This is a genomic window from Rhizobium sp. CNPSo 3670 (assembly GCF_057784555.1).
In genome coordinates, this window is record NZ_JBXSOL010000017.1 from 1 (window position 1) to 19,939 (window position 19,939).

Consider the following 19,939-nt stretch of genomic DNA (forward strand, 5'->3'; position numbering starts at 1 on the left):
CACAACGGTGCGTATGGCCATGCTGTGCTCCTCTGGAAGCTGGAAGGATCGTTTAGGCGGGAAAGGCAGAATTCAAAGCGCTTTGGAACGAGGCGCTGGGTGCGCCTGGATCTCCACAACGTCCGAGCAACACATAGCGCTTTGTCAGAAGTTTGACAAAGGGGAAATTTTCTCTCGTGAGACTCCGGAGGACCTTCTGAGATATGACAATGAAATCAATGAGAAACGGATTTCGAGAACAGATTGACGACGATGACGCCCGATATGATCAGCCCGAGGCCGACAATGGCCGGCAGGTCGAGGCGCTGCTTGAAAAAGATCAGGCCGACCGACGAAATCAGCACGATTCCCAAAGCGCTCCAAATCGCATAGGCGATGCCGACGGGAATGCTCTTCAGCGTCAAGGACAGGCAATAGAAGGCCGCCGCATAACAGGCGACGACAAGCGCCGTCGGCCCGATGCGGGTAAACTGCTGCGACAATTGCAGCGCCGTAGTGCCGATGACTTCGAGCACGATGGCTGCAAAGAGCAGCCCGTAGATGGCGGCCTGGCTCATGACGAATTCCTTTTTCGGATTACTTTCCCGTGAGCTCGACAAGACGGCTGATGAGATTCCGCCTCAGGGCACTGCTGATGTCATGGCTCTCCAACGTGTCGGCAAACCACAGCCCATCGGCGGCGAACCGCACGATCTGAGCATCGAGCGAGGAGTCGGTGCCGACATATTCCTCAGCCCGCGCCTGCACCCATTGGCGCCAGCGAAGACGCAGCCTGGGTTCGGCGAGAAGCGCGATCGTCACCTGCGTCCAGCTCCTGGAATCGTCGGGACGATCCTTGAGACCGGACACCGCCCTGAGATAGGCCCGGGTGAAGCGTCCCTGCGGCACGGGATCGCCGCGCATCAGTTCCTCGATATCCGCATCGAACCTTTCGAGCAGGCTCTCGAACAGCGCGTCGAGCAGCGCATTCTTCGTCGGGAAGTGATGCAGCAATCCGCCCTTGCTGACGCTGGAGGCGGCGGAGACCGCATCGAGTGTCACGGCCGCCATGCCTTCGCTGGCGGCAAGGCGCGCTGCGACCTCCAGCAACTGCTGGCGCACGAGAGCCGGTTGTTTCTTGCGATGATGAGCGTTTGACATGCCGATAGAAGATACCGTCCGGACGGTTTTGTCAAGAAGAATCGGTCGAAACCCCTGTCCTGCGGTCATGAATGCGCGAAATGCCGCGGCACCTTGATGACAGTTGCGATCGCCTTTCCGCAAGTGCATGAAGAGGTCGGGGAATGGGAATGATATCGGGGATGGTTTCGTGACGGAGAAGGTCACCACTCTATATGAAGCGATCGGCGGCGATCCCACCGTGCGGGCGCTGACGCAGCGCTTCTATGAGCTCATGGATACGCTGCCGGAGGCAAGCAACGTGCGCGCCGTGCATCCGCCGAGCCTCGAAGGCAGCGAAGAGAAATTCTACGAATATATGAGCGGCTACCTCGGTGGTCCGCCGCTCTATACCGATAAGCGCGGCCATCCGCGCCTACGCAGCCGCCATTTCGTCGCCGAGATCGGGCCCATCGAGCGGGACGAATGGCTGCTCTGCTTCCGCCGCGCGCTCGACGAGACGATCACGAGCCAGGCGCTACGCGATCTCATCTGGGCGCCGGTCGAGCGCCTTGCCCATCATATGCAGAACAAGGAATAGTCATGAGCCTGAACGCGCGCATCGAGCCGGTGCTCTATCTCTTTGCCGGCTTGTTCGGCGCAGCCGGCGTGGCGCTCGCCGCACTTGCCGCCCATGGCGGCGGCGAGGCCAACCTTGCGGCATCCGCCTCCGCCATGTGCCTTGCCCACGCCCCTGCCCTGCTCGCATTGGCTCTCGGCACTGCGAAGCTCAAAACCGCCTGGCTGGCCGGTTTTCTGATGATCGTGGGAACCCTGCTCTTTGCGGGCGATATCGTCACGCTCCGTTTCTCCGGAGCCCGCCTCTTCCCCTATGCCGCCCCGATCGGCGGCTGGGCGATGATGCTCGGCTGGCTGGCCGTAGCGGCGGGTGCCGTGTTTCGGGTCAGGGTTTGAGAGAGCTTTTGACGTGACTTCTGTTTCTGGAGGGCCGCTACATCAGAATTATCGATCCGCAAGTTGAGCAGCTGATGGAAGCATCCACCTCTCTTCCCTCATCCCTGTGCTCGTCACAGGGATCCAGCGCGCCCAAGTCCTTGGGCGCGGAAGACTCTCTTCAGGCCGTATGAGTCATTCACGGCGCCGACGCGCCGTGGCTGGATTCCTGTGACAGGCACAGGAATGAGGGAGGTGGAGAACGCTTTCCTCACATTAAAACCGGATCAACGCCAATTAAATACCCTCGACCACGTTAAAGCCCTCAAAAACGGGCGGCCCCTTGTACATCGCCTTGCGGTCTCCGGCATTGCCGCGCGCCGCGCGAAAATTCTCGGACTTCGTCCAGTTCTGAAAATCTTCTTCGCTCTTCCAGACCGTGTGCGAGGAATAGAGCGTGTAGCCCTCTTCTTCGTTGGCCTTGCCGCGCAGCAGGCGGAATTCGACGAAACCGGGCACCTCGGCCAGGCTGGAATCGCGATTGCGCCAGACCGTCTCGAAATCGGTCTCGCTCCCGGTTACGACCTTGAAGCGGTTCATTTCGATATACATGAAATCTCCTTACGCCTTCTTGGCCGCCTTCGCAGCAGGCGAGGGAAAGGCGAGAATATTATTGCCGTTTGCCGCCGCCGCGCCAAGCGGCCTTGTCGCCGCCTCCCCAGGCATGCGCGCCTCCCAGGTCGGGAACAGCGTCACATTCTGATACATCTGCTGGCGTGCGGCGTGCTGCTGGAACAGTTCGTAGAGTTCGGGCACGAGGCCGTCGCCGCTCTGTGCGGCGAGCTTGTGCAGGCCGATCATGGTGAAGCCATCAGGGCGCTGGTCGTTCATCGGGAAGTGTCTCGTTCGTTCATCGTCTGCAGCGCACGTTCCAGGCTGGATTTGCTGCCGTTTCGAAGCGGGATGAAGGCCTTGCTGAACTTCTTGCAGCCGGTCTTCACGCGCAGGCAGGCATCGTGGCTGATACAGTCGATGGGGCAGAACACGCAGTCGACAGAGGGAAGCAGCGTGTCGATGCGGGAAACCGCTTCGCGAAGGCCGCCGTCGTGATGAATGAGCTCGGCGCCGAAATTGCTGGCGATCTGGCGCAGATGCGCCACCTGGCAATCACGGCCGCCGACATAGAGGAAACTGCGGCCACCCAGTTTGGATCGTCCACTGGATGCCTGGCCGGCCTCCTCGCCCGAGGTCTCGCGGACCTCCCGGCTCGATCCCTTCTTGCCCTTGCGAGCCATATGCCACCCGTTCGCTGGTTGATCGTCACACGATTCCTGCGTGTGCGGACGGACCTTATTAAACCTGATTTTTATAGTAAAGTATAAAGTTGATAATTTTGATCTTATTATCTCGGCGTCACCTGAACCGGAAAGGTGTATGTGCGCGAGGAAGCGACCATATCATCCGGCATAGCCGGAAGATTGCAGGAAGCCACCGTGCCAAGAGCGGCACGATCCACTTCAGGCAAGCTTGACCCCCGGACGATGCCCGATGCTGTGATATTGCCGCTGGGACTGACCGTGATACGAACAGTTAAGCTGGCATAAGCTGTGCGATACCGCGCGTCCATGCGGTCGACGCAACGGAACAATCGTGCAACGAGCTTACCTTTGTAGTTGGCTTCCGACGCACCGCCGGCTCCATTCCGCCCGCCCGACGCGCGTGAATTCTCGCTGGAGTTGGAGTTTGCTTGCCCGTCCGCAGCGCCTTGGCGTGCCTCCTGTTTGGCATCCCCCTCCGAACCTTGAGCCTTTTTCGGCCGCTGTTTTCTTTCCGCCAATTTCTTTTTAACGGGCTTTTCCAGCTTCGGTTTCGGCTGAGGCTTCGCAATCTCTACCGGCGGTTCCGGCTCAGGAGAAATCGCAGCCGTTTCGACGGGCTTGATCTCCTCTGGCTCTGAGGGCGTTGTGGCCACCACTGGCTCAGCAGATATTACCGGAGTCTCTACCGGCCGCTCCGGCACCACCGTCGATATCGGCTGTACGACTGAAGTTTCCGCAGGGGTTTCCGATACAAGAACTTCCGGCTCCGCAGCCGTCGCCGTCTCCGCTGACTGACGTGGAATCTCCTGGGTCGGTTGAACAGCGTCGACAGGCTCCGCATCGGTCGGCTGGACGGCCTCCGGCTGCACCTCCGCTGTCTCTACCGGTTTGATCTCATCGGGTTCGACAGCGTCTGGAATGATTTCTTGCTGGATCGTGACATCGGTCTCGCCGGCTGCGCTTTGATCCGTATCAGAACTGCCGAGCATAACGACGCTGATCGCTTCGCCTGCTTCCATCAGGGTCTCGTCAGAAGCCTTGGGCATAACGACGAGCAGCGCCCCGGCCAGCGCGACATGAAAGAAGAACGAACCGACACACGTCAGAGCCACCCGCCGGCGCACCGGCTTCTGCTCATCTTCCTGCTGCTCCACCGCCGCATCCATCGGCGGCGCCGAAGCGGGAGCGGCCGGTTCGACTTCCGGATGGTCTGGAAAGGAGGATATCTGCGCAAAACGTGTGTAGTGGATGACCGTCTCGCCGGCCGGCTGCCGCTGTGCGTTGCGCAGTTCGGGAAGCTCGTGGCCGGGGTGTATACCGGGCATGTTGTCGTTCAGGCTGGCGTCGGCGCTCTCCTCCCCGATGAGCACGTGTCTCGATCTGGATTTCGCTGAAGTCGCCATTCTTTACGCCTCGGACAGCGGGAAACATGTCGGCCGGGGTTCATCCCCGGCGTCTTCTCATCCTTCGAAGGGAACGGAGATTTGCGAGCGGGTGACGAGACCCTTCATGCATTCGCCGGCGGCCGGCCCGTCGCAGACCGGCGTGTCGTTGATGAGGATGCGGGTCACGCTCTCGCATTTGACATTCGGCATGTCGAACTGGCGCACGCGCTTCTTGTCTTGCGGCAGATCGCGGAAGTCGAGAACGGTGATGCGGTCGACGGCATTCTTGTCGTTGAAGAAGGCAAGCTCGAAGGAAATCTTGTTGATGGCGGCGGGCAGCTTGTTGAGCGCCACGAAAGTCATCATGCAGCCCTTCTGCGATGGCGCCAGCGCATTGAGTTCGACATCGAGGGAGGCCTCGGGCGCCGCCTCCTGCGCCTGGGCTACGCTTGCAACCGTCATCACCAAGCCGGCCGCAACGGCCGCAAACCTACCCGTCATAATCTTCTCCGCATTGTCGCGAGCCGTCGGCGGACGGCTTCGTATCAGCAATCTCAAAAACTTGACTCCGTTAGTCTTCTATTGCGTTCTTTAAAAAACTATGAGTAAGAAAGTCAAGTTAATTGTAAACGCAGCCGGAGACCTTCCGATCCCCGGCGCACGGAATTGCCAGCCGAAATGATGGTTGAAAAGCCAGACACCTTTAAGCATGCGCCGCTGCCCTCCGAGCCGGCGGCGCAGCACCGGATCGTCGAAAGCTCGGATCTTTTCCGCGGCACGAACGAGATCATGATCAGACACGACGGGTTGGTTTACCGCCTGAAGATCACCCGCCAGGGCAAACTCATTCTCAATAAATAGGGCCAATAAGTAGGTAAGACATGACCGAGCAGAAAAGACCGGCGCCAGCAGAAATCCGCGCGTTTCGGGCCGAAAATCCGAAGATGCGCGAGCGCGATATTGCCGCCCGGCTGACGATTTCCGAAGCGGCCCTCGTCGCCGCCGAGACCGGCATCAGCGTCACCCGCATCGATGGTAGCGCCGCGAAACTTCTCGAGCGCGTGGAACGCCTCGGCCAAGTGATGGCGCTGTCGCGCAACGAAAGCGCCGTGCACGAGAAGATCGGCGTCTTCGAAAACATCAAGACCGGCGTGCAGAGCGCGATCGTTCTCGGCGAGAATATCGACCTGCGCATCTTCCCGAGCCGCTGGGTGCATGGCTTCGCCGTCTCCAAGAAGGATGGCGACCAGGAACGCCTCAGCCTGCAATATTTCGACAAGGCGGGCAACGCCGTGCACAAGGTGCACCTTCGCCCGAATTCGAATGTCGAGACCTATCATGCGATCGTCGCCGAGCTTAAATTCGAGGACCAGTCGCAGGAATTCGTCGAGGCCGAGGTCTCGAATGCCGCCGATGAAGCTGCCGATGTCAGCCGTGACGAGCTGCGCGACAACTGGAGCAAGCTCACCGATACCCACGAATTCTTCGGCATGCTGAAGCGCCTGAAAATCGGCCGCCAGGCGGCCATCCGCACCGTTGGCGACGACTATGCCTGGAAGCTCGACGACACCGCGACGGCCGTGATGATGCATGCCTAGGTCAAATCGGGCCTGCCGATCATGTGCTTCGTCGCCAATGACGGCATCGTCCAGATCCATTCCGGTCCGATCTTCAACGTGCAGTCGATGGGCCCGTGGATCAACATCATGGACCCGACCTTCCACCTGCATCTGCGCCAGGATCACATCGCCGAGACCTGGGCCGTGCGCAAGCCAACCAAGGACGGCCACCTCACCTCGCTGGAAGCTTACAATGCCGAAGGCGAGATGATCATCCAGTTCTTCGGCAAGCGGAAGGAAGGTATCGGCGAACGCGCCGAATGGCGCGAGATCATGGAAAACCTGCCGCGGGCAGCAAGTGTTGCCACATAAGGAATCACAGCGATGACGATGCGTAACAAACTTCGCCGGATCCGCCTTTGGGAACTGGCCCTGACGGCAGCGGTCATGGCGCTACCGCTGATTCCGGCGGCGCCGGCCGGCAAAAGCTTTGCTTTCGTCCGCGCCGCCCATGCCGAGGAGCTCGACACGTCGCGCCTGGTTTCGGTCGGCGGAGACGTCACCGAGATCATCTATGCGCTCGGCGAGGAAAGCCGGCTGATCGCCCGCGATACCACAAGCCTTTACCCGGAGGCGGCGCTCAAGCTGCCGAATGTCGGATACATGCGGGCGCTCTCGCCGGAAGGCATCCTTGCCATGAACCCGACGGCGATCATCGCCGTCGAAGGGTCCGGTCCGCCGGAGGCGCTTGCCGTGCTGAAGAATGCCAGCGTGCCTTTCGAAACCGTGCCGAACACCTTCACCCGCGAGGGCATCGTCGCCAAGATCGACCGCGTCGGCACGCTGCTCGGCGTGCCCGACAAGGCAAAGACGCTGGAAGAAAAGGTCGCGGCCGATCTCGACACGGCGGTCGCCGATGCCGAAAAGCGCCCGGAGGCCGAGCGCAAGCGCGTTCTCTTCATCCTCAGCGCCCAGAACGGCCGGATCATGGCATCGGGCACCGGTACGGCGGCCGATGGCGTCATCAAGCTTTCCGGCGCCGTCAACGCCGTCGGAGACTTCCCGGGCTACAAGCCGCTGACGGACGAGGCGATCATCGAAGCCAAGCCCGAGATCATCCTGATGATGAACCGCGGCGATGGCGCCGGCACCAGGAACGAGGACCTGCTGGCCCAGCCGGCAATCGCGCTGACGCCGGCCGGCGAGAAGAAAGCGATCATCCGCATGGACGGCATCTACCTGCTCGGCTTCGGCCCGCGCACGGCAAGCGCGGTGCGTGATCTGAACGCGGCGATCTACGGGGGCTGATCATGGCCCTGCCGCAAGCCATGACGGAGCAAAGGCGACCATTCCGGGTGGCAGAGATGCGCAAAGTCAGGCAGGCAGGAGACAGGACGCGGCTCGCCCTATTGGCGATCGCCCTGCTTGCCGCCGCTTCTATCTTCGCGATGCTGTTTTCGGTGACGACGGGCGCCTCGGATGCTTCGATCCTCGACGTCATCGCCAATATGGCCGGTTCCGACACGGCGCTCAGCGCCCGTGACCGGATCATCATCTTCGATATCCGCCTGCACCGGACGATCCTCGGCTTCCTGATGGGCGCCTCGCTCGCCGTCTCCGGCACGGTGATGCAGGGCCTGTTCCGCAATCCGCTGGCCGATCCCGGACTCGTCGGCGTCTCCTCCGGCGCAAGCTTCGGCGCGGTCGCCATGATCGTGCTCGGCGGCGGCCTCGCTGCCCCGCTCCAGGCGTTTTTCGGCATCTATGCGCTGCCCGCGGCCGCCTTCGGCGGCGGCCTCGCGACGACGCTGCTGCTCTACGGGATTGCGACACGGCATGGCCAGACCTCGGTGGCGACGATGCTGCTTGCCGGCATCACGCTCGGCGCGCTTGCGCTGGCGCTCACCGGCCTCTTGATCTACTTGGCGAACGACCAGCAGCTGCGCGACCTGACCTTCTGGAGCATGGGCTCGCTTGCCGGCGCCACCTGGACGAAGATCGCCACCGCCGGCCCGATCCTTCTCCTGTCCTTCACCGTCCTGCCCTTCCTGGCGCGCGGCCTCAATGCCATCACGCTCGGCGAGGCAGCCGCCTTTCATATGGGGGTGCCGGTGCAGCGGCTGAAGAATGTCGCGATCGTCGGCGTCGCGGCCGCGACCGGCGCTTCCGTGGCCGTCAGCGGCGGAATCGGCTTCGTCGGCATCGTCGTGCCGCATGTCCTGCGCATGGCGATTGGGCCGGATCATCGTTTCTTGCTGCCCGCCGCAGCCCTTCTCGGCGGTTCGCTGCCGATCTTCGCCGACGTGCTCGCCCGCACCCTGGTCGATCCTGCCGAGCTGCCGATCGGCATCATCACCGCAGCGGTCGGCGGCCCATTCTTCCTGTGGATCCTGCTGAAGCAGCGTTCGCGCCTTGCCCTCTGAGCAACCTTGTGAGTGACGTGCAGATGATCGAAGTGTCCGGCCTCTCCGTGCGCCTTTCCGGCAAATCAATCGTCAGCGACGTCGCTTTCAGCGCAAAGGCCGGTGAACTGACGGCGATCGCCGGACCGAACGGCTCCGGCAAGACGACAACGATGAAAGCAATCTCCGGCGAGCTCGCCTATGACGGCTCGGTGCGCATCGGCGGCGATGAGGTGAAGGGCTGAAGCCCTGGCAGCTTGCCGCCATTCGCGGCGTGCTGCCGCAGGCAAGCACCATCTCCTTTCCCTTCACTGTGCGCGAGAGCGTCCGCATGGGCCTGACCGCGGGCCTGAACCCGCACCCCGACAAATCAGATCAGACGGCGGCGGCCGCCCTCGCCTCGGTCGATCTGACCGGTTTCGAAGGCCGCTTCTACCAAGAACTCTCCGGCGGCGAGCAGCAGCGCGTGCAGCTTGCCCGCGTGCTGTGCCAGATCTCGGAACCCATCATTGATGGCAAGCCCTGTTGGCTGCTGCTTGACGAGCCGGTCTCGAGCCTCGACATTAGCCACCAGCTGACCATCATGTTCCTCGCCCGCAAGTTCTGCGAGCGCGGCGGCGGCGTCATCGCCGTCATGCACGACCTCAACCTGACAGCACTTTTTGCCGATTGCATCGTGCTGATGAAATCCGGCCGGCTCGCCGCCGCCGGTAGAGTTAAAGAGGTGCTGACCGACGAGACGATGCTTTCGGTATTTGGCTGCGGGCTGCGGATCAATCAGATCCCGGCTGATGGCACGCCTTTCGTGCTCGCCCACAGCGCCCTCTCCTGTGCCTAAGCCTGCGCGGGCGGAACTTTTGCCCCTTCAACACGTTGTCGGCAATGATCTGGGTCAATGCCGGGCGACATCATTCATGCAACGGACGGTGGTGACCCTCGTGCGAAACAGGCGGGCCCGCGCGCGCCCCAGCCAATGGAGACAGCCATGAGCTATTCTATCTTCCAGTCCGGCCGCAGCCGCCGCAACGGCACCTTCCACCATCTTGAATCCGGCATCGAAGAACAGATCGAGGCATTGCGCGACGAGCTCGCCGAACTGACGCGCCTCGTCGGCAAGAACTCGCGCCACCAGAGCGAGAAGATTCGCAGCCAGGCTAGCGCCGGCTTTGAGGAACTGCTCGGCCGCAGCGAAGAACTGCTGCGCGAGCTGCAGCACGGTTATGAGCGCGGCGCAACCGAAATGCGCGAGACGGTGCGCAATCATCCGCTGGCAACCATCGGCGCCGCTGCCGCTTTGGGCTTGGCCATCGCCTTCCTCGCCCGTCGCTGAGGAAGCTCGATGCTCTCGATCCTCAGTCTGCTCACGGGCGCGAGCGTGCATCGGACCGTTGCGCGCGTCAAACGTAACAGCATCTTCGTCGCGCTTGCCGCGCTGTTCCTCCTTACAGCCTATGCGCTGGCGGTGGCCGCCGGCGCCATTTGGCTCGCTGGCATCTACGGTCCTCTCGCCGCCGTCCTCTTCCTGGCCTTCGGCGCGCTGCTGATCGCAATCATCATGCTGGTGGTGATGTCGATCATCAACGCCCGCGAGGCACGTCGAGCCCGCGATCGCCGAGCGGCGCTGGAGTCTCTGGCGACGGTAGGCATCGGCCTCGTCCGCGCCCAGCCGCTGCTCACTGCCGGCGTCCTGGCCGCCATCGTCGCGGCCAATCTGATCGGCTCGAAGCGGGAGGATTAGGGGAGCCACTCGCTCGCCCACAAGAAGAGAGGTAGGAAGGTGTGCTATCCCTTTCTACACGCAAGCAGAAGATTGGGACAAGACTCCCACTCCACTCTCCCTCACCTGTGCTCGTCACAGGAATCCAGCCACGGCGCGTCTGCGCCGTGAATGAAAAAGCTTCAAAGGTTAGAGTCGTTCGCGGCCAACGACTTGGGCGCGCTGGATTCCTGTGTCAGGCACAGGAATGAGGGAGGAGAGGTAGTGCCTCGAATAACAACCACCGTACAGCGTCCTCCCCGTGCAACGAAGCAAAACGCCGGCGCGCCCAAGAAGCAGCCGGCGTCCTTTTCAAGCAGAGTCGCTTCTCAGAACGCAAAAGCCTTCGATGTTAGAGGCGCCGAAGTGGCGTCGGGGCCGAAATCGGCCTCGCCTGAAATCTGCAGCAGTTCCTGCAGGCGCTGCCGCGCGCGGTTGACGCGGCTCTTGATGGTGCCGACGGCGCAGCCGCAGATTTCGGCGGCTTCCTCGTAAGAAAAGCCCGAAGCGCCGACGAGGATGATCGCTTCGCGCTGGTCCGGCGGCAACTGGTCGAGCGCCTTCTTGAAATCCTGCAGGTCGAGCGCGCCATATTGCGAGGGATGCATCGCCATCGATTCCGTGAACAGCCCGTCGCTGTCCTGCACCTCGCGGCCACTCTTGCGCATCTGGCTGTACAACTCGTTGCGCAGGATCGTGAAGAGCCAGGCCTTCATATTGGTGCCCATCTCGAAATGATCCTGCTTGGCCCAGGCTTTCATGATGGTGTCTTGAACGAGATCATCGGCGCGATCGTGCCGTCCGATCAGCGAAATGGCAAAAGCGCGAAGGCTAGGGAGGGCCGCCAGCAATTCCCGCTTGAAGCTGGGTTGCAGTTTCTCTTCCATGCGACGATCCTATTCGGCCATCTTGGCAGAAGCCATCATTTCAGCATGGTCGAGCTTTTCGAGAAGATCGAGAAAACGATCGGGGATCGCCTCTTCTTGTGCCGCGGCATAGAGCGACCGCAGCTTGACGCCGATCTGGTTGTTCGGGTCCAGAATATCGCTTGCCCGCAGCTCCAGCTTCCGCTGATCCGCCGCCTCTTTATTGCGTGTAGTCATCAACTCGTCTTCTCACCGTTATCTGTTACAAAGGCGTGCAATCAAGAGATCAACCACCGACACCGACCGTTCCACTATCGATATCGCTGATATTTGCCGCGGCATGGATCAAAATGCTACGCTCGCCCTTTCTTTGTCGGGTGGAATAATGCGGCGCGACAAAAAAAGTTCCTACCGTTCCGGAACTTTTTTACCAAGGCAGCGTTAACTGGCCATTGAACCTACGACCGGCCTGCATACGGGAGCCTTTAATGACACTTTCCACTCGAATTGCGCCGCACCTTCCTTATCTGCGTCGCTATTCCCGCGCCCTTACCGGCACCCAGACTTCAGGTGACGCTTACGTCGCTGCCGTTCTTGAAGCCATTATAGCCGATTTGTCGATTTTCCCGGATACGGCCAATGACCGGGTCGCGCTTTACAAACTGTTCACGCAACTATTTGGTTCCACTGCGGTGCAGATTCCGGAGCCGACTTCCCCTTATGCATGGGAACAGCGCGCCACACTCAATCTGTCCAAGGTTTCCCCCGGCGCTCGCCAGGCTTTTCTGCTCGCGTCGGTGGAGAATTTCCGCGTTGCAGAAATCGCGGAAATTCTCGAACTCGATGAACAGGATGTCATGCAGTTGCTCGACAAGGCCTCGCAGGAAATCTCCCGTCAGGTCGCAACCGACATCATGATTATCGAGGATGAACCGCTGATCGCCATGGATATCGAGCAGATGGTCGAGAGCCTCGGCCATCGCGTCACCGGCATTGCCCGCACGCACGCCGAAGCCGTCGCGCTCTACAACAAGACGAAACCGAGCATGGTGCTCGCCGACATCCAGCTTGCCGACGGCAGTTCCGGTATAGACGCGGTCAACGACATCCTCAAGACGTCGAGCGTGCCGGTGATCTTCATCACCGCATTCCCGGAACGGCTTTTGACGGGCGAACGCCCCGAACCCACTTTCCTCGTCACCAAACCGTTCAATCCCGACATGGTCAAGGCCCTGATCAGTCAAGCGCTTTTCTTCAATGAATCGACCAAGGTAGCCGCCTGAGACGCAATTTTCCGGTTCTCGGAACCAAACCGCCGAGACAGGCGTTCCGGTGCTACCGGGGCGCCCCGATGGCTTTAACGGTTTTTGCAGCGCTTTATTCTAGAGTTGGCAGGCGGTTTCTGGCGGGGCGTTCCGTTCAGCGATGCTCCGAGATGTCACAGGGAAAGGCGGCCGAGTGAATACGACTGAACCATTGTCGGGCACGCCTTTCACCTTCGAAGGCAAAGCCGCAATGATGGAGCGGGCGCTCGGCAGCGCCGGGATTTCGATCCTCTGCCAGGACGCCCGGCTTTCAATCTTCTACGCCGAAAATCTGCCGCCGCATTTCGCAGCGCTTTTTATGCCCGGCGGCAGTGATTCCGCCCTTTTCGGTGATGTCCATGGACAATATCTGACGGCGCTGAAGCGCAAGGTGCTGGAGACTGGCATTCCCAACAATGCCGAGGTCGAAATCGATGTCGACGGCGAACTGCGTACCTACGAATTGAAGATCCAACGCACTGGCGACCGCGGCACGCTTGGACTTCTGTCCGTGATGACGGAGGTCACTGAAAGCCGGCATCGCGAAAAAGTGCTGAAATCGCTGCTGCGTGAGCTCTCGCACCGCTCGAAGAACCTTCTCGCTATCATTCAGGGCATTGCGACTCAAACAGCGCGCAACACGCTCTCCCTCGACAGCTTCCTCCTCAAGTTCCGCGGCAGGCTGCAATCGCTTTCGAATTCCCAGGACCTCGTCACGGATTCCAGCTGGCGGGGCGCCTATCTCTTCGAACTCGCTGAAAAACAGTTCGCTCCCTACTGGCCGGAGACATCAGGCTCCATGCCGATCTACGGCATCAATGCCCATCTGACGCCGAATGCCGCCGTGCATCTCGGCCTCGCCCTCCACGAGCTCATTGTCAACTCCGCTTCCTACGGGGCAATATCAGGCGGCGCCGCCTCAATCACGTTGAACTGCCGCGAAGCGATGATCAACGACAGGAAGGCGATCGAGATCGCCTGGGCCGAAGTGCTGCAGGATCAGTCTGAAGTCCACGAATTCAGCGATAACAGCTTCGGCCGCACCGTGCTGGAGCGTGTCGTACCCTCGTCGGTCAACGGCAAGGCGGAATTGAACCTCGTGCCCGGCCGTATCGAATATCGGCTGACTATTCCGGAAACCGAATTCGAGATCTTCAAGCGAGTGTGAAGAGCGACACCACAACGAAAAACAGCCGGTGCGAGGGCGGCGCACCGGCTGTCTTCACTCACCGGGAGGGGACCGTGAGTACGTCCGGATAGTGGGTTGGGGGCGCGCATGTTGGGTCGATGCGGTCACCATCCGGATACCGCAATAACGGCGAAGCTTAAGTTTGGTTCCCTGCCATTCGAAAAAAATCGTGTTTTTTTAATCTTTTTTCCGATGCCTCTTTCCTCGCCGCACGCTCAGATAAATCATCGGTCAAAACTGAAGAAATTAATCTTTAAAAAACAGTTATTTACCGGCACCTCTTCCAGGAGGATCCGTCAAAATTTTACCGTTTGATAAATTTTTAAACCTGAGTTACGCTTTCCCTCACAGGCCGTTTACCAATAATGAGGGAACTTCAATGGAACGACTGGAAACTGGGATTCATGCCGGCCGGCTTTCGCCCGCCGAGTATGAGGCTAATTTTTCCGACCTGCATCCGCGCCTTGACAATCACGAGGCGCTGGTCGCCGCCGACCGCTGTTATTTCTGTTATGACGCGCCGTGCATGACGGCCTGTCCCACCTCGATCGACATTCCGCTTTTCATCCGCCAGATTTCGACCGGCAATCCGCTGGGTTCGGCCAAGACGATCTTCGACCAGAACATCCTCGGCGGCATGTGCGCCCGCGTCTGTCCCACCGAAGAGCTCTGCGAACAGGCCTGCGTGCGTAACACGGCCGAGGAACGGCCCGTCGAGATCGGCCGCCTGCAGCGTTATGCGACCGATGCCGCCATGCAGGTCGGCAAACAGTTCTATGTCAGGGCCGAAGCGACAGGAAAGAAGATCGCCGTCGTCGGCGCCGGCCCGGCAGGTCTTGCCGCCGCCCATCGTCTCGCCGTGAAGGGTCATTCCGTCACGATTTACGACGGCAGGGAAAAATCCGGCGGCCTCAATGAATACGGAATCGCCACCTATAAGACGGTCGACGATTTCGCCCAGCAGGAAGTTGATTACATCATCTCGGTCGGCGGCATCGACGTCCGTCACGGCGCTCTCCTTGGCCGCGATTTTTCGCTCTCCGATCTGCAGTCGCAATATGACGCCGTCTTTCTGGGCATAGGTCTTGCCGGCGTCAATGCGCTGCGTATCGAAGGCGAAAACCTAGCCGGCGTCGAGGACGCCGTAGATTTCATCGCAGCGCTCCGCCAAGCTGAAGACAAAAGCGAAATCGCGATCGGCCGCCGGGTCGTCGTGCTCGGCGGCGGTATGACGGCGATCGACGCTGCCGTGCAGGCAAAGCTGCTTGGCGCCGAAGAGGTGACCATCTGTTACCGCCGCGGCAAGGAGCACATGAACGCCTCCGAATACGAGCAGGATCTGGCCAGCTCGAAGGGCGTCATCATCCGCCACTGGCTGGCGCCGAAATCGATCCTGTCGCAGGACGGCAAAGTTGCCGCGATCGAAGTGGAATACACCAAGATCGTCGAAGGCCGTCTCGTCGGCACCGGCGAGACCGGCGTGATTGCCGCCGACCAGATCTTCAAAGCGATCGGCCAGACCTTTGATGCCGGGGGCCTTGGTTCGCTGCGCATGGAGTCCGGCCGCATCGCGGTCGACGTCGAAGGCCGCACCTCGCTCGACGGCGTCTGGGCCGGCGGCGACTGCGTCTTCGGCGGCGAGGACCTCACGGTTTCCGCCGTCGCCCACGGCCGCGACGCGGCTGAATCCATCCATCGCGCCCTCTCCGCAACAGCCGCTCCGGCTGTCGCGGTTGCTTGAAGGGGAGAATGAACAATGGCTGATCTCCGCAACAATTTTGTCGGCATCAAATCCCCGAACCCGTTCTGGCTGGCATCCGCGCCGCCGACCGACAAAGCCTATAACGTCGAGCGCGCCTTCAAGGCCGGCTGGGGCGGCGTGGTCTGGAAGACGCTCGGCGAGGAAGGCCCGCCCGTCGTCAACGTCAACGGCCCGCGCTACGGCGCGATTTTCGGCGCGGACCGCCGCCTGCTAGGCCTCAACAATATCGAGCTCATCACCGATCGCGACCTCTATACAAACCTGCGTGAAATGAAGCAGGTGAAGATGAACTGGCCGGATCGGGCGCTGATCGCCTCGATCATGGTGCCCTGCGAGGAACAGGCCTGGAAGTCGATCCTGCCTCTGGTCGAGGAGACCGGCGCCGACGGCATCGAACTCAATTTCGGCTGTCCACACGGCATGTCGGAGCGCGGCATGGGCTCCGCCGTCGGCCAGGTCCCGGAATATATCGAAATGGTCGTGCGCTGGTGCAAGCAGTACACCCGCATGCCCGTCATCACAAAGCTGACGCCCAACATCACTGACATCCGCCGCCCCGCCCGCGCCGCCAAAGCCGGCGGCACCGATGCCGTCTCGCTGATCAATACGATCAATTCGATCGTGTCGGTCGATCTCGACAACTTCGCTCCCAACCCGACGGTCGGCGGCAAGGGCAGCCATGGCGGCTATTGCGGCCCGGCGGTCAAGCCGATCGCTCTCAACATGGTCGCCGAGATCGCACGCGATCCCGAAACCTATGGCATGCCGATCTCCGGCATCGGCGGCATCACCACCTGGCGGGACGCGGCCGAATTCCTGGTTCTCGGCGCCGGCAACGTTCAGGTCTGCACGGCGGCGATGACCTATGGCTTCAAGATCGTGCAGGAGATGATAACGGGTCTCTCCGACTGGATGGACGAAAAGGGCCATCGCAATCTCGACGACATCACCGGCCGCGCAGTGCCCAACGTCACCGACTGGCAGTATCTGAACCTCAACTACGTCGCCAAGGCGAAGATCGACCAGGATGCCTGCATCAAATGCGGCCGCTGCCATATCGCCTGCGAAGACACCTCGCACCAGGCAATCACCAACGTCGTCAACGGGCTACGCCATTTCGAGGTGATCGAAGAGGAATGCGTCGGCTGCAATCTCTGCGTCAACGTCTGCCCGGTCGAGAACTGCATCACCATGGAACCGCTTGCCGCCGGCTCCATCGACAAACGCACCGGCCGCGTCGTCGATCCGAACTATGCCAACTGGACGACCCACCCGAATAATCCGATGACCCGCCAGGCGGCGGAGTGACGGCTTCGCAACGCCGCGGACCAGCGCGTCCGCGGCGTAACGCTAGATTGCAAATCCGGATTTCCGGCTTGATGGACGACCCTAAAGCGGGAACATCATGAGGCTGCCGAAGTTAGCGCAGGCGATCTCCGCGAGAGAGCCATGCACGACCACTCAAGCAGCGAAAAATCGAGACCGGCACCCCCCCGTTGGAGCCGACGCCTCCCGATCGGAGCGGAGGTTGATGCCGGCGGCGTTTCGTTCCGGCTATGGGCCCCTGCCAGGGAACGCTGTTTCCTCGTCATCGAGGAAAATTCCGGATATGAGATGACGGCGGAGGAAGGCGGCTACTTCTGCCTCTATCTGCCCGGTCTGGCTGCAGGGACGCGATACCGGTTTCACTTTGAGGACGCAGGTGATCTTCTTGCCGATCCTGCCTCGCGTTTTCAGCCGGAGGGTCCATCGGGGCCATCAGTCGTCGTGGATCCGACGCGGTATCAGTGGCGCGATCACCATTGGCAAGGAATGTCCCCCTTCGGAGCCGCTCTCTATGAGATGCACGTCGGCACCTTCACAAGGGAGGGGACCTTTGCGGCGGCCAGGGAAAAGCTGGCAAGACTCAGGTCGATTGGCATCAACTGCCTGGAAGTCATGCCGATCAACGAATTTGAAGGCGAGTTCGGCTGGGGTTACGACGGCACGTTGCTCTATGCTCCGACCCGACTCTATGGACCACCGGACGATGTGCGCGCCTTTGTCGACGAAGCCCACCGAATCGGCATTGGGGTGATCCTCGACGTCGTCTACAATCACTTCGGTAAAGGTGAGCGTTTTTGCGAATTCACACCAGACTATTTCACCGAGCGTTATTCGAACGAGTGGGGCAAGTCGATCAACTTCGATGGACCGAACAGCCGTGGCGTTCGCGAGTATGTCGCAAAGAACGCGGCTTATTGGATCGACGAATTTCATTTTGATGGACTGCGCATCGATGCAACGCAGGCCTTATTCGACTCAAGCCGCGAACACATCGTCACGGTTATCGCCAGGGAAGCTCGCGCAGCAGCGAGACAGCGTCAAATCTATCTCGTCAGCGAAAATGAGCCGCAACAAACCAGTATGGTGCGGCCGGCTGAGGTGGGAGGGCATGGGCTGGACGCCTTGTGGAATGAGGATTTCCACCGCTCCGCGACAGTGGCGCTGACGGGCCGCAACGAAGCCTATTTTCATGATTATTGTGGTACCGCTCAGGAGCTCGTTTCTGCCGCCAAATATGGCTGCCTGTTTCAGGGACAAAGATATGATTGGCAGGACAAACCACGGGGCACTGCGGGGCTCGACCTCAAGCCGTGGAATTTCGTACACTTTCTCCAAAACCACGATCAAGTCGCTAACTCCGGCACAGGAGCGAGGATCGGCCACATAACATCGCCGGCTCGCCTTCGAGCCCTGACGGCGCTCCAGCTGCTGGGGCCGCAGACCCCCATGCTCTTTCAGGGGCAGGAGTTTGGTTCCTCTTCCCCGTTCTATTATTTCGCTGATCACACCGGAGAAATCGCCGACATCGTACGGCAGGGACGGCGCGATTTTATCAGTCAATTCCCGAACCTGCGGGATGAAGAACTCATCAGACACATGGCGGATCCATGTGCTCGCGAGACGTTCGACAAGGTGAAGCTTGATTGGGCCGAATGGGAGATGAACGCGGCAGTCGTTCAGCTTCATCGCGACCTGCTGAATCTGCGTCAGACAGAAAAGGCATTTTCCCGCCAAGCCTGCGCCCGTGACGGGCAATTGGACGGCAGTATCTTGTCCAGCGCCTCCAGCACCGCCTTCCTCCTCAGATTCTTCGCGGAAAAACCGTCTGAGGAGAGACTATTGCTGATCAACTTCGGCAATGATCTCGTGATCGACAGTCTGCCGGACCCGCTTTTTGCTTCACCAAGAGGTCACCAATGGCATCTCTGGTGGTCGAGTGAAGATGCCGCCTACGGTGGCAGCGGACGCCGCCCCTATGACTTTCAGAAGCGTTGGGTATTGAACGGGGATATCGCCCTGGTTCTCGCCCCCGTAAAAGTCGACCACCGGCAAAACGCCTCGGCAGTGCCGATGGAGGAATGGCAGGCCGGCATTTTGCGAGCCGGAGACTCCCGGTAGCTAACGGCAGGCACCCGGCCTTCGGCGTTCAAGCAGACGTTCGAGGAACTGAGCGAGGGAGTGGCCTGAATTCTCGCCCTCGCCACTGAGGACGGTAACACCCCACCTCTTTAGAACATGCACCTGGACTTCGGTTGGCTCGTGCATGAAGAGAAAAAGAGGTGGTCGGTGTCGGTCCAGTCCTGTCCGCCGCCATGTTGACCACAAGTGATGCAGCAAAAAGCGTATATTCAGATCGGACATGCTGTAGCCGATGAACAGCAACGTCGAGGCGAAGGCATCGCTCCTGAATTTAATATCCAAGGGAGCGTCGAATGAGAGGCGGTCGAAATAATCCGACTCGGTCAGCACCAGCGTGTCGGGATCGGAGAAATCACCGTGGTATTTGATGATCTGCGTTTTGCCGGCTGGCGCGGCCGCCATGTCTTTCGCACTTGTGATCCGGGTGAACGGCCGTTCGAATGTCTCATAGGACATTTCGAGATTTGCATCATAATTTGTGGTGTAAACGAGAGGAAAGTCCAGTTCCACGATGAGCCGATGCAACTCCGAACTCCTCAGTTGCTCCGGCGAAATCTGCCACTCGCGCTTCATCCATGCGACCAACTGAGACAATGACCCGTGCTTCAGCCGGTAATATTCGGCGATTTCCTGATAGGCGGTGCCGTGCTCGGCGGCGAACCACGACGGCAGGCCGAGATCCACCAACATGTGGTCGACGAGGCAGGTCCACGACGGCAAGCCGACATTCATCGATATGCCTGCCCCAACGAACAAGATGGCCTGCCGGCGTTCAAGCGCACCGGCGATCGCCATTATCTGTTCATCGTGTGGCACAAATCCTCCTGACTGCCATAGATCGAACGTCGTCTGGAGGGACTTGTTTCCGTTCGCTAGCGTA

At 60.4% G+C, this 19,939-nt stretch carries 22 protein-coding genes and 2 pseudogenes; 14 read left to right on the forward strand and 10 right to left on the reverse strand.

The genetic code is table 11. The features are described from left to right. Positions 1 to 215 precede the first annotated feature (215 nt). Positions 216 to 542 (reverse strand): DMT family transporter, encoded by a 327-nt coding sequence (locus AC13QO_RS18460; protein ID WP_483315431.1) that lies wholly within the window; start codon positions 540 to 542, stop codon positions 216 to 218. A 34-nt stretch (positions 543 to 576) separates the two neighbouring features. Continuing rightward, positions 577 to 1,140 (reverse strand): TetR/AcrR family transcriptional regulator, encoded by a 564-nt coding sequence (locus AC13QO_RS18465; protein ID WP_488541470.1) that lies wholly within the window; start codon positions 1,138 to 1,140, stop codon positions 577 to 579. A 169-nt stretch (positions 1,141 to 1,309) separates the two neighbouring features. On the opposite strand from AC13QO_RS18465, the gene AC13QO_RS18470 reads away from it, so the two are divergent. Continuing rightward, positions 1,310 to 1,699: a group II truncated hemoglobin gene (locus AC13QO_RS18470; protein ID WP_488541471.1), complete on the forward strand. Its 390-nt coding sequence runs from the start codon at positions 1,310 to 1,312 to the stop codon at positions 1,697 to 1,699. A 2-nt stretch (positions 1,700 to 1,701) separates the two neighbouring features. Continuing rightward, on the forward strand, positions 1,702 to 2,073 hold the full coding sequence (locus AC13QO_RS18475) for a DUF423 domain-containing protein (protein WP_488541472.1): 372 nt from the start codon (positions 1,702 to 1,704) through the stop codon (positions 2,071 to 2,073). 276 nt (positions 2,074 to 2,349) lie between these two features. Here AC13QO_RS18475 and hmuQ read toward each other — a convergent pair whose 3' ends face one another. The 5 genes from hmuQ to AC13QO_RS18500 form a co-directional block, all read right to left on the reverse strand. Continuing rightward, complete coding sequence (gene hmuQ / locus AC13QO_RS18480; protein WP_488541473.1) at positions 2,350 to 2,664, reverse strand: heme-degrading protein HmuQ; 315 nt, start codon at positions 2,662 to 2,664, stop codon at positions 2,350 to 2,352. A gap of 9 nt (positions 2,665 to 2,673) precedes the next feature. Beyond that, entirely contained in the window at positions 2,674 to 2,943 is a 270-nt protein-coding gene (locus tag AC13QO_RS18485) for a hypothetical protein (protein WP_488541474.1), read from the reverse strand. Next, complete coding sequence (locus AC13QO_RS18490) at positions 2,940 to 3,347, reverse strand: DUF2325 domain-containing protein (protein ID WP_488541475.1); 408 nt, start codon at positions 3,345 to 3,347, stop codon at positions 2,940 to 2,942. Before AC13QO_RS18490 ends, AC13QO_RS18485 begins: the two co-directional genes overlap by 4 nt. Positions 3,348 to 3,454: 107 nt before the next feature. Further along, complete coding sequence (locus AC13QO_RS18495) at positions 3,455 to 4,774, reverse strand: TonB family protein (RefSeq protein ID WP_488541476.1); 1,320 nt, start codon at positions 4,772 to 4,774, stop codon at positions 3,455 to 3,457. Positions 4,775 to 4,831: 57 nt separating this feature from the next. Then, a complete protein-coding gene (locus AC13QO_RS18500) occupies positions 4,832 to 5,257 on the reverse strand; it encodes a hypothetical protein (protein ID WP_488541477.1) in 426 nt (141 codons plus the stop codon). Positions 5,258 to 5,434: 177 nt separating this feature from the next. On the opposite strand from AC13QO_RS18500, the gene hemP reads away from it, so the two are divergent. From hemP to AC13QO_RS18535, 7 genes and pseudogenes are all read left to right on the forward strand, one after another. Further along, positions 5,435 to 5,617, forward strand: coding sequence for a hemin uptake protein HemP (gene hemP, locus AC13QO_RS18505; protein ID WP_488541478.1), 183 nt, complete (start codon positions 5,435 to 5,437; stop codon positions 5,615 to 5,617). Between the two features lie 20 nt (positions 5,618 to 5,637). Further along, positions 5,638 to 6,687, forward strand: a pseudogene (locus tag AC13QO_RS18510) (hemin-degrading factor). Positions 6,688 to 6,699: 12 nt separating this feature from the next. Then, positions 6,700 to 7,623, forward strand: coding sequence for a heme/hemin ABC transporter substrate-binding protein (locus AC13QO_RS18515; RefSeq protein ID WP_488541479.1), 924 nt, complete (start codon positions 6,700 to 6,702; stop codon positions 7,621 to 7,623). Between the two features lie 2 nt (positions 7,624 to 7,625). Then, a complete protein-coding gene (locus tag AC13QO_RS18520) occupies positions 7,626 to 8,738 on the forward strand; it encodes a FecCD family ABC transporter permease (protein WP_488541480.1) in 1,113 nt (370 codons plus the stop codon). 23 nt (positions 8,739 to 8,761) lie between these two features. Next, positions 8,762 to 9,555 (forward strand): annotated as a pseudogene (locus AC13QO_RS18525) (heme ABC transporter ATP-binding protein). A 147-nt stretch (positions 9,556 to 9,702) separates the two neighbouring features. Continuing rightward, the gene (locus tag AC13QO_RS18530) at positions 9,703 to 10,047 is read left to right on the forward strand and encodes a glycine zipper domain-containing protein (protein WP_085779156.1); all 345 of its coding nucleotides are present in this window, start codon (positions 9,703 to 9,705) and stop codon (positions 10,045 to 10,047) included. A gap of 9 nt (positions 10,048 to 10,056) precedes the next feature. Continuing rightward, positions 10,057 to 10,455 carry a hypothetical protein gene (locus AC13QO_RS18535; protein ID WP_183699148.1) on the forward strand — a complete coding sequence of 133 codons (399 nt, stop codon included), beginning with the start codon at positions 10,057 to 10,059 and terminating at the stop codon, positions 10,453 to 10,455. A 347-nt stretch (positions 10,456 to 10,802) separates the two neighbouring features. Here AC13QO_RS18535 and AC13QO_RS18540 read toward each other — a convergent pair whose 3' ends face one another. After that, a complete protein-coding gene (locus AC13QO_RS18540; protein ID WP_011426507.1) occupies positions 10,803 to 11,360 on the reverse strand; it encodes an RNA polymerase sigma factor in 558 nt (185 codons plus the stop codon). Positions 11,361 to 11,369: 9 nt separating this feature from the next. Further along, positions 11,370 to 11,576, reverse strand: a complete 207-nt coding sequence (locus AC13QO_RS18545) for a NepR family anti-sigma factor (RefSeq protein ID WP_011426508.1) — start codon at positions 11,574 to 11,576, stop codon at positions 11,370 to 11,372. Positions 11,577 to 11,827: 251 nt separating this feature from the next. On the opposite strand from AC13QO_RS18545, the gene AC13QO_RS18550 reads away from it, so the two are divergent. The 5 genes from AC13QO_RS18550 (at position 11,828) to treZ (ending at position 19,038) form a co-directional block, all read left to right on the forward strand. Then, positions 11,828 to 12,622, forward strand: a complete 795-nt coding sequence (locus AC13QO_RS18550) for a response regulator (RefSeq protein WP_020922074.1) — start codon at positions 11,828 to 11,830, stop codon at positions 12,620 to 12,622. Between the two features lie 193 nt (positions 12,623 to 12,815). After that, positions 12,816 to 13,811, forward strand: a complete 996-nt coding sequence (locus AC13QO_RS18555) for a sensor histidine kinase (protein WP_176536356.1) — start codon at positions 12,816 to 12,818, stop codon at positions 13,809 to 13,811. 400 nt (positions 13,812 to 14,211) lie between these two features. Continuing rightward, positions 14,212 to 15,573, forward strand: a complete 1,362-nt coding sequence (locus AC13QO_RS18560) for an NAD(P)-dependent oxidoreductase (RefSeq protein WP_285194322.1) — start codon at positions 14,212 to 14,214, stop codon at positions 15,571 to 15,573. 15 nt (positions 15,574 to 15,588) lie between these two features. Next, positions 15,589 to 16,902 (forward strand): NAD-dependent dihydropyrimidine dehydrogenase subunit PreA, encoded by a 1,314-nt coding sequence (preA, locus tag AC13QO_RS18565; RefSeq protein ID WP_285194321.1) that lies wholly within the window; start codon positions 15,589 to 15,591, stop codon positions 16,900 to 16,902. Between the two features lie 141 nt (positions 16,903 to 17,043). Beyond that, positions 17,044 to 19,038 (forward strand): malto-oligosyltrehalose trehalohydrolase, encoded by a 1,995-nt coding sequence (gene treZ / locus AC13QO_RS18570; RefSeq protein ID WP_488541481.1) that lies wholly within the window; start codon positions 17,044 to 17,046, stop codon positions 19,036 to 19,038. Here the strand turns inward: treZ and AC13QO_RS18575 are convergent, their stop codons facing one another. Continuing rightward, positions 19,039 to 19,875 carry an SIR2 family protein gene (locus AC13QO_RS18575; protein ID WP_488541482.1) on the reverse strand — a complete coding sequence of 279 codons (837 nt, stop codon included), beginning with the start codon at positions 19,873 to 19,875 and terminating at the stop codon, positions 19,039 to 19,041. Between the last annotated feature and the right edge of the window lie 64 nt (positions 19,876 to 19,939).

Excerpts from the sequence above, each read along its gene's own strand:
- AC13QO_RS18465 (WP_488541470.1), bottom strand. The coding sequence starts at position 1,140 with ATGTCAAACGCTCATCATCGCAAGAAACAACCGGCTCTCGTGCGCCAG.
- AC13QO_RS18475 (WP_488541472.1), top strand. The coding sequence starts at position 1,702 with ATGAGCCTGAACGCGCGCATCGAGCCGGTGCTCTATCTCTTTGCCGGC.
- hmuQ (WP_488541473.1), bottom strand. The coding sequence starts at position 2,664 with ATGTATATCGAAATGAACCGCTTCAAGGTCGTAACCGGGAGCGAGACC.
- AC13QO_RS18485 (WP_488541474.1), bottom strand. The coding sequence starts at position 2,943 with ATGAACGACCAGCGCCCTGATGGCTTCACCATGATCGGCCTGCACAAG.
- AC13QO_RS18490 (WP_488541475.1), bottom strand. The coding sequence starts at position 3,347 with ATGGCTCGCAAGGGCAAGAAGGGATCGAGCCGGGAGGTCCGCGAGACC.
- AC13QO_RS18495 (WP_488541476.1), bottom strand. The coding sequence starts at position 4,774 with ATGGCGACTTCAGCGAAATCCAGATCGAGACACGTGCTCATCGGGGAG.
- AC13QO_RS18500 (WP_488541477.1), bottom strand. The coding sequence starts at position 5,257 with ATGACGGGTAGGTTTGCGGCCGTTGCGGCCGGCTTGGTGATGACGGTT.
- hemP (WP_488541478.1), top strand. The coding sequence starts at position 5,435 with ATGATGGTTGAAAAGCCAGACACCTTTAAGCATGCGCCGCTGCCCTCC.
- AC13QO_RS18515 (WP_488541479.1), top strand. The coding sequence starts at position 6,700 with ATGACGATGCGTAACAAACTTCGCCGGATCCGCCTTTGGGAACTGGCC.
- AC13QO_RS18520 (WP_488541480.1), top strand. The coding sequence starts at position 7,626 with ATGGCCCTGCCGCAAGCCATGACGGAGCAAAGGCGACCATTCCGGGTG.
- AC13QO_RS18530 (WP_085779156.1), top strand. The coding sequence starts at position 9,703 with ATGAGCTATTCTATCTTCCAGTCCGGCCGCAGCCGCCGCAACGGCACC.
- AC13QO_RS18535 (WP_183699148.1), top strand. The coding sequence starts at position 10,057 with ATGCTCTCGATCCTCAGTCTGCTCACGGGCGCGAGCGTGCATCGGACC.
- AC13QO_RS18540 (WP_011426507.1), bottom strand. The coding sequence starts at position 11,360 with ATGGAAGAGAAACTGCAACCCAGCTTCAAGCGGGAATTGCTGGCGGCC.
- AC13QO_RS18545 (WP_011426508.1), bottom strand. The coding sequence starts at position 11,576 with ATGACTACACGCAATAAAGAGGCGGCGGATCAGCGGAAGCTGGAGCTG.
- AC13QO_RS18550 (WP_020922074.1), top strand. The coding sequence starts at position 11,828 with ATGACACTTTCCACTCGAATTGCGCCGCACCTTCCTTATCTGCGTCGC.
- AC13QO_RS18560 (WP_285194322.1), top strand. The coding sequence starts at position 14,212 with ATGGAACGACTGGAAACTGGGATTCATGCCGGCCGGCTTTCGCCCGCC.
- preA (WP_285194321.1), top strand. The coding sequence starts at position 15,589 with ATGGCTGATCTCCGCAACAATTTTGTCGGCATCAAATCCCCGAACCCG.
- treZ (WP_488541481.1), top strand. The coding sequence starts at position 17,044 with ATGCACGACCACTCAAGCAGCGAAAAATCGAGACCGGCACCCCCCCGT.